Source organism: Mesorhizobium sp. WSM4813, assembly GCF_055811555.1.
On sequence record NZ_JBVVQU010000041.1, the window covers coordinates 1 to 10,658 of the forward strand.

11 protein-coding genes are annotated in these 10,658 nt (G+C 63.9%); 3 read left to right on the forward strand and 8 right to left on the reverse strand.

The annotated features are described in order from the left end of the window. Nucleotides 1-75: 75 nt before the first annotated feature. The 3 genes from hisG to hisS all read right to left on the reverse strand — a co-directional run bounded on the left by hisG (nucleotide 76) and on the right by hisS (nucleotide 3,693). Complete coding sequence (gene hisG / locus AC0L25_RS22105; protein WP_473597460.1) at nucleotides 76-780, reverse strand: ATP phosphoribosyltransferase; 705 nt, start codon at nucleotides 778-780, stop codon at nucleotides 76-78. Further along, entirely contained in the window at nucleotides 777-1,898 is a 1,122-nt protein-coding gene (locus AC0L25_RS22110) for an ATP phosphoribosyltransferase regulatory subunit (RefSeq protein WP_473597461.1), read from the reverse strand. Before AC0L25_RS22110 ends, hisG begins: the two co-directional genes overlap by 4 nt. Nucleotides 1,899-2,091: 193 nt before the next feature. After that, nucleotides 2,092-3,693, reverse strand: coding sequence for a histidine--tRNA ligase (gene hisS, locus AC0L25_RS22115; RefSeq protein WP_473597462.1), 1,602 nt, complete (start codon nucleotides 3,691-3,693; stop codon nucleotides 2,092-2,094). Nucleotides 3,694-3,909: 216 nt separating this feature from the next. On the opposite strand from hisS, the gene AC0L25_RS22120 reads away from it, so the two are divergent. Next, a complete protein-coding gene (locus tag AC0L25_RS22120; protein ID WP_473597463.1) occupies nucleotides 3,910-4,161 on the forward strand; it encodes a hypothetical protein in 252 nt (83 codons plus the stop codon). 29 nt (nucleotides 4,162-4,190) lie between these two features. On the opposite strand, the gene AC0L25_RS22125 is transcribed toward AC0L25_RS22120, so the two are convergent. Beyond that, entirely contained in the window at nucleotides 4,191-4,826 is a 636-nt protein-coding gene (locus AC0L25_RS22125; protein ID WP_473597464.1) for a DNA-3-methyladenine glycosylase I, read from the reverse strand. Between the two features lie 211 nt (nucleotides 4,827-5,037). Here AC0L25_RS22125 and AC0L25_RS22130 point away from each other — a divergent pair, with 211 nt between their 5' ends. Together AC0L25_RS22130 and AC0L25_RS22135 are read left to right on the forward strand one after the other, a co-directional pair. Then, a complete protein-coding gene (locus AC0L25_RS22130) occupies nucleotides 5,038-5,781 on the forward strand; it encodes a L,D-transpeptidase (protein ID WP_473597465.1) in 744 nt (247 codons plus the stop codon). A gap of 260 nt (nucleotides 5,782-6,041) precedes the next feature. Further along, nucleotides 6,042-6,962, forward strand: coding sequence for a bifunctional 5,10-methylenetetrahydrofolate dehydrogenase/5,10-methenyltetrahydrofolate cyclohydrolase (locus AC0L25_RS22135; protein ID WP_473597466.1), 921 nt, complete (start codon nucleotides 6,042-6,044; stop codon nucleotides 6,960-6,962). Between the two features lie 18 nt (nucleotides 6,963-6,980). On the opposite strand, the gene glcF is transcribed toward AC0L25_RS22135, so the two are convergent. The 4 genes from glcF to AC0L25_RS22155 all read right to left on the reverse strand — a co-directional run bounded on the left by glcF (nucleotide 6,981) and on the right by AC0L25_RS22155 (nucleotide 10,533). After that, the gene (gene glcF, locus AC0L25_RS22140) at nucleotides 6,981-8,309 is read right to left on the reverse strand and encodes a glycolate oxidase subunit GlcF (RefSeq protein ID WP_473597467.1); all 1,329 of its coding nucleotides are present in this window, start codon (nucleotides 8,307-8,309) and stop codon (nucleotides 6,981-6,983) included. Between the two features lie 88 nt (nucleotides 8,310-8,397). After that, nucleotides 8,398-8,799, reverse strand: coding sequence for a DUF4870 family protein (locus AC0L25_RS22145; RefSeq protein WP_473597468.1), 402 nt, complete (start codon nucleotides 8,797-8,799; stop codon nucleotides 8,398-8,400). Continuing rightward, a complete protein-coding gene (locus tag AC0L25_RS22150; RefSeq protein WP_473597469.1) occupies nucleotides 8,796-10,052 on the reverse strand; it encodes an FAD-binding protein in 1,257 nt (418 codons plus the stop codon). Before AC0L25_RS22150 ends, AC0L25_RS22145 begins: the two co-directional genes overlap by 4 nt. Nucleotides 10,053-10,128: 76 nt before the next feature. Beyond that, nucleotides 10,129-10,533, reverse strand: a complete 405-nt coding sequence (locus AC0L25_RS22155; protein ID WP_473597470.1) for an endonuclease domain-containing protein — start codon at nucleotides 10,531-10,533, stop codon at nucleotides 10,129-10,131. Nucleotides 10,534-10,658 lie beyond the last annotated feature (125 nt).

Here is a 10,658-nt window from a genome sequence, read left to right on the forward strand (position 1 = left end):
GGAGTCCTCCCAAGAATCCACAACCCGCCAATTGGCAAGCAATTTCCCATCTACTCAAACGCGATTCCCCTGCCCTCAAGGGGGAGGGATGACGCCTGCCATCTTCGCGGCGATGTCACGCAGAACAGCCTCGTCGGCCGCCGCACGTGTCTTCCGCGACGCGACAAGGCAGGCCTGCGAGCGCAGGATCACGCCGTCGGCCAGCACCTTCAGATGATTGGCGCGCAGCGTTGAGCCTGACGTGGTGATGTCGACGACGACATCGGCCAATCCCGCCGCCGGCGCACCTTCGGTGGCGCCCAGGCTCTCGACGATCCGATAGACCTGGATGCCGTGCTTTTGCGAAAAGAACTGCTGCGTCAGCCGCCAGTATTTTGTGGCGATCCTGAGCCGCCTGCCGTGGCGCTGGCGGAAATCGGCGGCGACATCGTCGAGATCGGCCATCGTATCGACATCGAGCCAGATGTCGGGCACCGCCACCACCACATCGGCGTTGCCGAAACCGAGGCGGGCGACGATTTCCGCACGCGCCTCCCAGTCGGCGAGGCTTTCGCGCAACAGATCCTCACCGGTGATGCCGAGGTCGACCGAGCCCCGGCCGATCTCGCCTGATATTTCGAACGCCGACAGGAACGCCACCTCGACGCTCTCCACGCCCTCGATGCGGGCGCGGTATTTGCGCTCGTCGCCGGGCAGGCTGACGGCAAGCCCGGCCTTGGCCAGCACCTCCAGCGCCTGCTCCTTGAGCCGGCCCTTCGATGGGATCGCCAGCGTGATCATTGCGCCTTCTCCCGCAGTGCCTCGATACGGTCGAGCCAGACGGAAAAGCCGACGCCGGGGATCGGCGTTTTCGCGCCAAGCAGCGTCAGCAGCCGGTCATAGCGGCCGCCGCCGGCCAGCGGCCGGTCGCTGTTTTGCACCGTGATCTCGAAGACTAGGCCGGTGTAGTAATCGAGGGGACGCCCGAAGGCGGCATCGTAGCTGATCGTCTTTCCCGGCAAGCCATGAGCTTCGATCGCTTTGGCGCGTGCGGAAAAATTGTCCAGCGCCTTGCCCAGCGAAAGTCCGGCGCCAGCCGCAAAGGTTTCAAGCGCCTGTGCGGCGCCGTCGAGGGCCACATCAATCGCCAGAAAAGCTTTCAGCGCCGAAAACGCTTCGTTCGACAGCCTGACGCTGCGCAACTCGGCCTTCTCGATCAAGCGTCGCGCAATGTCGGTCGGCGAGCGCCCGGCCGACGCCGACAGACCCGCCTGCTCCATGCCGCCGGCGATGTGGGCCGAGAGGCCTTCAAGGTCGCCATCGAGGACCAGGGCAGCGACGGGGCCCGAGAGTTGACCGTTACGCGGGGGGTTGGCGAGGTCGGCAAGGGCTGCCTCCAGCATCGCCGCCGAACCGAAGGCGCGGGCCAGCCGCATGCGCCAGCCGCGCGGCAGGCCGAGGGCGGCGAGCACGGCCTCGAATATGGTCTGGTCGCCGAGCGTGATCGTTAGTGCCTGGTCCGGCAGCACCAGCGAAAGAAGCGCATGCGCATCGGCCAGCGAACGGGCATCGGCTTGCGGCGTATCCGGATCGCCGAGATCCTCGATGCCGGCCTGGAAAAATTCATTGCCACCCTCGCGGCGCTGGCGAAATACTTCGCCGAGATAGGAATAACGGCGCGGGGTGCCGGCCTGGCTGGCAATGTGGTCGAGGCAGACCGGAATGGTGAATTCCGGCCGCAGGCAAAGTGTGAGGCCAGTCTCGCTTTCGGTGAGAAAAATGCGGCGGCGCAGATCCTCGCCCGCCATGTCGAGGAACGGGTCGGCCGGCTGCAGTACCGCCACCTCGACCGCATGCGTGTTTCGCGGGGCGAAGAGCTTGGCGATGTCCGATGCGATGGCGGGATAGCGGGATGTCATTGATCGGTTGGGCGCGAGGCACCCCCCTCTGGCCTGCCATCTTTGCTACCACTTGGCATCTCCCCCTCAAGGGAGGAGATTACTCTCGTCACTGCCCTCACTCTATTTTCAAGGTTGAAAGCTAGGTGCCGGCGGTGGGGCTGCCAATTTCCCCCCTTGAGGGGGAGATGGCCGGCAGGCCAGAGGGGGGTATTCACGCGCCACCCTTTGCTCGATCGTCCGCCTGCGCGGCAAGTATCTTCCTCACCTCGGCGACCAGCTCGCTTTCCGCCGCCGTCACCTGCGCCGGTCGTGCCGCCCGCCATTCCGCATTGTCCACAATCTCCGCCGACATGCGGGCGCCTTCCATCAAATCTTTGATCTGCACCTCGCCCTTGGCGCGCTCGTCGCCACCCTGGATGATGGCGACCGGGCTGCCGCGGCGGTCGGCATATTTGAGCTGCGCCTTCATGCCGGCGCCGCCGAGATACATTTCGGAACGGATGCCGGCGGCGCGCAGCTCGGCCACCATCTTCTGGTAGCGGCCGAGGCTTTCGGTGTCCTTGTCCATGGTGAGCACGACGACAGGCGCGATAACGTCAGACGTGTCGAGCTTGCCGAGGTTCTTCAGCGCCGTCATCAGCCTGGAGACACCTATGGAAAAGCCGGTCGCCGGCACCGGCTCGCCACGGAAGCGCGAGACGAGGCCATCATAGCGCCCGCCGCCGCCGACCGAACCGAAGCGCACGATTTTTCCTTCTTCGTTGGGAATTTCGGCCAGCAGTTCGGCTTCGTAGACCGGGCCGGTGTAGTATTCGAGGCCGCGGACGACGGAGGGGTCGATGATTACGCGGTCACCGTATCCTGCTGCGTCAGCTAAGCTTGCAATTTGATCGAGTTCAGCAAGGCCCTGTTCGATCGTAGGATGCTCTGTCAGATGCTCGCGGAGAGTTTGTATAGTTCGCTCGTTGCTAACTGGACGATATTCTCTTTCGCCGCTCTCCAGCCTGACCGCGGTTCGAATCTCGCGTTTTAAAACGCCGTTTTCAAGAAACGTATGAACGGCGGCTGGCTGGTACGTTAGGAAGATTCCAAGCTTTCGCGCCTCTTGTTGAGTGAGTCCCGCTCCCTTTGTAAAATCCCCGCTTTCATCTAATCGGCCATCTCCAAGAAGAGCCAAGACCCCGTCCGTCCCTAATTTGTCCAGCTTATCAAGCGCTCTCAGCACCTGCAGACGGCGCCCAACATTCTCATCGCCGCCAACGCCGATTGCCTCCAGCACGCCGTCCAACACTTTGCGGTTGTTGACCCGGATGACGTAGTCGCCGCGCTTGATGCCGAGCGCTTCCATCACGTCGGCCATCATCATCGCCATCTCCGCGTCGGCCGCGACGCCCGGCGTGCCGACCGTATCGGCGTCGAACTGCATGAACTGGCGGAAGCGGCCGGGGCCGGGCTTCTCGTTACGAAACACCCAGCCGGAGCGGTAGCTGCGATAGGGTTTCGGCAGGCGCTCAAAGTTCTCGGCGACGAAACGCGCCATCGGCGCGGTCAGGTCATAGCGCAGCGACAGCCACTGTTCGTCGTCGTCCTGGAAGGAGAACACGCCTTCGTTCGGCCGATCCTGGTCGGGCAGGAATTTGCCCAGCGCATCGGTATATTCGATCAGCGGCTGGTCGACCGGCTCGAAGCCGTAAAGCTCATAGACCGAGCGGATCGTCGCCATCATCTTCTCGACGGCGCGGATGTCGTCGGCGCCGCGGTCGACAAGCCCGCGCGGCAGCCGCGCTTTCATCTTTTCCGATTTGTCGACCATGGCATGGGTACTCGGTGTTTCGTGGCGTTCCGTAGATCGGGTGAACAAACCGATTTCCACGGCGCGGGTGTCCTAACCGATGCAGCCGGGAGCGGCAAGGGTTTGCACCTTTCCTGAAACAAACCGGGACCAAAACGAAACAATTCCGCCATAAGCGCGGCATCGTGCCGACACAATCGCAGTCGATAAATCCCGCCGAAACAAGGGGTTCTGGCCATGACCACGGCACGGGAATTCGACATCATCGACAGCGGCGCCCGCGATCTGCCCCGGCTGCGGCGGGCCGATAGTCATGCACCGAGGTCGGCAGGCCAAATGGCGGGACCATTCGAGGTCGCCGCGGACGAGCGCAAGGGACCGACCATGCGCGATGCGCTGATGACCGGCCTGCTGGTGATCTATCCGGCTTTTGCCACTGTGGCGGCCATCGTTGCCGCACTTTTTCTGGCCGGCGCCGGCGGCGCTTGAGTTTTATCGCTCGCTTCGCGGTGAGGAAGCTACTTTGGCCGCTTGAACGCCTTGCGCTCCGCCTCGACCTGCTCGCGGCAGACACAGCCTTCGAGATGGTCATTGACCAGCCCCATGGCCTGCATGAAGGCGTAGACGGTGGTCGGGCCGACAAAGCTCCAGCCGCGTTTCTTCAGCTCCTTCGAAATCCGCACCGAGACCGCTGTGGTCGGGTTGGCGCGCAGATGGGCGAGATCGACGATCTCGGGCCGTTCGTCCGGGCCGGGTTCGAATTGCCAGAACCAGGCGGCCAGCGAGCCTGCCTCGTCGGCCAATTCACGCGCGCGCTTGGCGTTGTTGATGGTCGAGACGATCTTGCCGCGGTGGCGGATGATGCCGGCATTGCCGAGCAGGCGCTCGACATCCTCGTCGGTGAAGGCGGCGATCTTGTCGATATCAAAGCCGGCGAACGTCTCGCGGAAATTCTCGCGCTTGCGCAATATGGTCAGCCAGGACAGGCCCGACTGAAAGCCCTCGAGGCAGATCTTTTCGAACAGCCTGCGGTCGTCGGTGACCGGCCGGCCCCATTCGTGATCGTGGTAGTGCAGATAATCCGGCAGATTGCCGTGCCAGAAGCAGCGCGCGGCACCATCGGGTCCGGCGAGCAGGCCTGTCTTCTCATCCATGGCGGAATTCCATTCGTTAATGCGTCTCAGCGCGGGCTTTACCGCGGCTTTACCAGATTCCTGAACCGGCCGGTAACCACACCGAAAGGTTTACTGACAATGGAGCATTTTACGCATTCCGATTCACGTTTCGGTTGCCGCTCCGCGCCCAATGTCCGCGAAATCGGGGATCTTTTGCGCCCCGGCTTGTTCGACGATCAAGGTGCTTCCGATGAAGATATTTTTGTTCCCGCTGCTCGGCGCCGCTGCCGTACTGGCCGCCGCTACGCCCTCCAGCGCCAATGACCGCTATGCCGACAGGCCGCCAGTGATGGTGAGCCCCGACCTTTCGGCGCCCTGGGTGCTGCAGCTTGGCCGCGCACCGGGCATCGTCCGCCAGAACCGGCAAGAGATGCAAAAGCCGCAGCGCCGATCTCAGCGGCAGGCGCAACCGGCTCAGCTGCATACGGCGGCGATGCAGGCGCCGGCCAAGAAGCGCCTGCTCGCGCGGCCGCAGATCAACCCGATCTACCTGCCGCAGGAGGTAGCCTATGATGGTCCGGAGAAGGCGGGCACGATCGTCATCGATACGAGGGAGAATTTCCTTTATCTGGTCGAGAGCAACGGCAAGGCGCGGCGCTATGGCGTCGGCACCGGTAAGCCGGGCTTCGAATGGGCCGGCAAGCACAAGATCTCGCAGAAGAAGGTCTGGCCCGAATGGCGGCCGCCGGCGGAGATGATCTCGCGCGAGGCCGCCAACGGCCGTTATCTGCCGACCTATGTCGCCGGCGGCGTCGAGAACCCGCTCGGCGCGCGCGCGCTTTATCTCGGCTCGACGCTCTACCGCATCCACGGCACCAACCAGCCCTGGACGATCGGCGGCGCCGTATCGTCGGGCTGCATCCGCATGCGAAATGAAGACGTCGTCGACCTCTATGAACGGGTCAGTGTTGGCACGACGGTTGTGGTGATGTAATCTGCAGTTGATTTTGCCGGTTCGGTCCAGGAGACTCTGGATCATCGGATACGGGGGACGGGCCGTGTGGGGATGCGGCCAGTCAAGAAAGGGCAGCGCGGCAACCGCGCTGCCCTTTCTGTTTCTAGGACGGATAGCATAGATTTGGCAGGGTCGGGTTTGACGTCGCGCCAGAGGTATGGCGGTTCGCATTCTCGCTGCCATTCTTCTCGTTATTTTGCTATGTCGGCTGCAACGCTTCCATACAAAGGCCCATCTCCATGTCCCTGTCCGATGATAGCCGCTATCTCAAAGGTGGCCCGGTCGCCCAACGGATCATCGCCTCGGTGCGCGAGGATGCGGCGATCGCCACCGCCGAAGGTTTTCCGCCCAAACTGATATCGATTACCGTCGGCGACACAGCTGCGGTCGATGTCTATGTGCGCAACCAGCGCGCCAAGGCGGCATTGGCCGGTATCGGTTTCGAGGAAAGACGATTTCCCGCCGACATCACCGCCGGCGAACTCGAAGCAGCGATCCACGGTCTTAATGCCGATCCGCGCGTCACCGGTATCATCATCCAGCGGCCGGTGCCGGTGCATATCCCGATCAAGACGCTGCAGGCGGCGGTGCATCCGCTCAAGGACGTCGAGGGCATGCACCCAGCTTCGATCGGCAACATCGTCTACAACCAGCTAGACCTCGCACCGTGCACGGCGGCCGCTTCGGTCGAACTGCTGAAGGAGACCGGCCTCGATCTGAAGGGGCTCGAGGTCGTCATCGTCGGCCACTCCGAGATCGTCGGCAAGCCGATCGCCTTCCTGTTGATGAGCGAGGGCGCGACGGTGACGGTCTGCCATCACATGACGCGCTCGGTGGCAGCGCACGCGCGGCGTGCCGATGCGCTGTTCGTAGCCGTCGGCAAGCCGCGGCTGATCAAGGCCGACATGGTCAAGCCGGGTGCCGCCGTCATCGACATCGGCATCAATGCCGAGACAGGACCGGACGGCGAGAGCCGCATCGTCGGCGACGTCGACGCCGAGAGCGTCAAGCATGTCGCGTCCTGGATCACGCCGGTGCCGGGCGGCGTCGGCCCGATCACTGTGGCGATTCTTTTGCGCAACACGATGGTGGCGCTCAGCCGCCAACGCGCACGCTACCACGCGGCCTACGGTGTGGTGGACAAGCTCGCTGCGGAGTGAGAGCAGTCCGGAGTCCCATCACTCCGCTGCCACGACTGCCCTGTTGTCCGGAACGCCTTCCGGCCTCGGCCCGCCATAGGCCCAGTCGAGCAGTTTTATCGTGTGCACCACCGGCAGCTTCGCGGCGGACGCAATCTGGGTGATGCAGCCGATGTTGCCGGTGGCGATAATTTCAGCACCCGTCGCCTCGATATTCCTGACCTTGCGGTCACGCAGCTGGGCCGAAATCTCGGACTGCAGGATATTGTAGGTGCCGGCCGAGCCGCAGCACAGATGCCCTTCGCGCGGCTCGCGCACGACGAAACCGGCCTTGGCCAGAAGCTCCTTGGGCTGGCGGGTGATTTTTTGGCCGTGTTGCATCGAGCAGGCGGAGTGATAGGCGACGATGGTGCCGGGCTTGCGCACCGGCTCGGGCAGATCGAGGGTTGCCAGATATTCGGTGATGTCCTTGGCCACCGCCGACACCCCCGCCGCCTTGTCGGCATAGGCCGGATCGAGGCGCAGCATGAAGCCGTAGTCCTTGATGGTGGTGCCGCAGCCCGACGCGGTGATGACGATGGCATCCAGCCCGCCCTGGTCGATGGCGTGCGTCCAGGCGTCGACATTGCGCCTGGCCGAGGCAAGGGCTGCCTCCTCGCGGCCCATGTGATGCACCAGCGCGCCGCAGCAGCCCTCACCCTCGGGAACCACGACCTCGACGCCCAACCGCGTCAGCAGCGCGATCGTCGTGTCGTTGATAGCGGGATCGAGCACGGATTGTGCGCAGCCGGTGAGAATGGCGACGCGGCCTTTTCTCGTGCCCTGCGCGGCATGGGTGCCCGGCGAAGCCATTGGCGAGGCCGCGGGAACCGACGTCGGGGTGAGATTGAGCATCGCGCCCAACGGCTTTAGCGCCGGGATCTTTTCGAACATTCCGGCGAACGGCTGGCCGAGCCTCGCCAGCTTGAGCGCGGCGCGAAACCGCGAGGGATAAGGCAGGACAAAAGCCAGCATGGCGCGCGTCAGCCGATCGGGCAGCGGGCGCTTGTAGGTCTCCTCGATATGGGCGCGGGCATGGTCGACCAGATGCATGTAGTTGACGCCGGACGGGCAGGTTGTCATGCAGGCGAGGCAGGACAGGCAGCGGTCGATATGGGTGACGATCTCCTTGTCGGCGGGGCGACCGTCCTCCAGCATATCCTTGATCAGGTAGATCCGCCCGCGCGGCGAGTCCAGCTCGTTGCCTAATGTCACGTAGGTCGGACAGGTAGCCGTGCAGAAGCCACAATGCACACATTTGCGCAGGATCTTTTCCGATTCCGCGACATGCGGATCGGCAAGCTGGGCAGCTGAGAAGTTGGTCTGCACGCAAAGAGTCCTTACCGTTTGAGCATGATCTCCAGCGAAAACCGGTTCCCACTTTTTGCTACGCTGACCTTCGGTGCGAGATCATGCTCTAAAGTCCGAGGAACCAGCTTTCCGGGTCTTTAACCGGCTCGCCGCGCTGCAGCGCCTGCAAGCCGAGAATGCAGCGGGCGATGAACCAGACAGCGACGGCGAACATCAGCACGACGCCTATCGCCACCATCATCAGCACAACCGAAATCAGGGCATAAAGCAGGCCGATCCAGAAGGTGCGGATCAGGAATGTGTAGTGGCTTTCGACGAAGCCGCCTGCTTTGCCGCGGTTGATATAGGCCAGCACGATGCCGACAATACCGCTGACGCCGATGACGAGGCTGGCGAGATAGAGGATGTAGATGACCAGCGCGTTGGTCGTACCCGGCTCCAGCCAGCGGTCGGTCTGGCGCGGCGCAGGTTTACCTGAATCGGTCGGGCTCGGATTGATGTCGCTCATAATGCTGCTCCCTCGGTTGCCGTGCCAAGAGTAGCAGAGCTTGCAGCCGGCGCCATACGGCCGGGATTGAGGATATTCTTAGGATCGACTTCGGCTTTGAGCCGCGCCGACAGTGCTGCCAGTTGGGGCGCCTGCGGCTCAAACACCGGCACAGCGGCGCGATGCGAAGGCGCGGCGCGCACCAGCGTCGCATGGCCGCCGCCATACTGTCTCACCAGGCCGCGCAGAAGATCGGCTTCGGGATCGCCATGCTCCATGCGCAGCCAGATCAGTCCGCCCTGCCAGTCATAAAACGCATCGACGGCCGCCTGCATGCGCAGCGCTAGCACCATCTGGTGGCCTTGCGCCGGCGCCATCGACACACGCCACACCGGCTTTTCCAGGCCGTCGGCAAACGGCAAACAATCTCTGATATCGCGCCAAACAGAATGCGAGATCTCGCCCGAAATTTCATCGAGCGGGCCGGCATTTCCGAGCAGGTCTTTCAGCGCGGCGATGCGGTAGGCGACCGACGGCCCGAACCCCTCGACGCGCAGCAATGTCGCTGCGGCATTGCCGAGGCTGCCGCCGGCGACCCGTGCAGCAACGCGTTCGGGAAGATGCGCAGCACTCGACACTTCGGCGCTGGAGCCGAGCGCCAGCGCCATGGCCGCCGCGGCATGGTCGTCGAGCAGGCCACGGACGGCGAGCGTGACTTCGGTCTCGGCTGATGGCAGCACCTTGAAGGTGACGTCGGTGAGCACGGCCAGCGTGCCCCAGCTGTTGGCCATGAGTTTCGACAGGTCGTAGCCGGTGACGTTCTTGACCACGCGGCCGCCGGACTTGAAGGCCTCGCCGCGGCCCGAAACCGCTGCTATGCCAAGAATATGGTCGCGTGCCGCCCCCGCCTTCAGCCGGCGCGGGCCGCAAAGGTTCGCGGCCAGCACGCCGCCGATCGTGCCTTTTCCCCTTTCGCCGCCGAGCAGCGGGCCATAGTCCAGCGGCTCGAAGGCCAGCTGCTGGCCGTTTTCGGCAAGCAGGCTTTCGATGTCGGCGAGCGGCGTGCCGGCTTTGGCCGACAGCACCAGTTCGGCCGGCTCGTAGAGCGTGACACCGGACAGTTTCGACAGGTCGAGCGTATGTTCGGTCTGCAGCGGACGGCCGATGCAGCGCTTGGAACCATGGCCGAGGATTTCCAGCGACGATTCTTCCGAAGCCGCCCACTGGACGGTGGAGAGGACTTCGGCTGCGGTGGCGGGGGTGAAGGTGGTCATGGCTATCTCTGGTTCCTCGCCCCCGCAACGCGGGGGAGGGGTGGCTCGGGCGAAGCCCGAGACGGAGAGGGGGCAATCATAGAGCGCCACCTCCAACCTTCTTGGCCGCAAAAACGAACCTCAGGTCCGAGGCGATCACGTCTTCGGCCAATCGCCCTTCCAGCGCCGCAAGAACGGTCTTGCAAACGCCTGTCCGGCTCTTGACTACGTCGACGTGCCAGAACCGCACTACCGAGAACCCTTCGCCACGCATGTCATAGGAACTCGCGGCATGCTGACTTCCGTCCAGTTCAACGACCAGCTTTTCGCTTCGGCAGGCGAAGTCGGCGAAATACGGCCCGATCGGCATCTGCCGCACGAATTTATATCCACCAAGCCTTTTGGCTTTCAGTTCGTTCCACAGGGTTGCTTCCATCGGATTGTCGCCATGCCGAAGCTCACGAGCACGCGCGATCCTTTGAGGCGAGCGGCGGCTTGGCACGTCGGCCGCAGACCCCCTCTCCGTGGGGGGGGGGGGGGGGGGGGGGGGGCGCGGCCCCGCGCGCGGGCGGGGGGGGGGGGGGGGGCCCCGGCCCCCCCCCCCCCCCCCCAAACAGGGCGGAGGGA